This is a genomic window from Peribacillus sp. SIMBA_075, assembly GCF_046534585.1.
The window spans coordinates 1-246 of the sequence record NZ_JAWRYN010001307.1 but is presented as its reverse complement, the minus strand read 5'-3'; the positions used below and the strand labels follow the sequence as shown (position 1 = coordinate 246).

Annotated in this window: 1 protein-coding gene; it reads right to left on the bottom strand. The window is 43.9% G+C overall.

The genetic code is table 11. The annotated features are described in order from the left end of the window. Positions 1–246, bottom strand: a 246-nt coding sequence (locus SB775_RS32575) for a PDC sensor domain-containing protein (protein ID WP_410865427.1), incomplete at both ends; no start/stop codon positions are given.

Genomic DNA, 246 nt, shown 5'->3' with positions numbered 1-246 from the left:
CTCCCAAAGATCGTATTTAATATGTTGTTCTCATGCAGATAGATTGTTCCTGCGATAACCCCCCTGTAGATTCCGTCTTTATCGAATATGGGCTCGCTGATCAGTACGATGAGACGTTTGGTGTTAACAGTTAGGTACGGTTTGGAGATGTAAGGCTTTTTTACTGCTAATGCTGCTTTCGCTGTTTCCGTAGTAATATACTTCCCTGCCGTACCAATAGAGGCGGGAGACACATATCGAACAAGC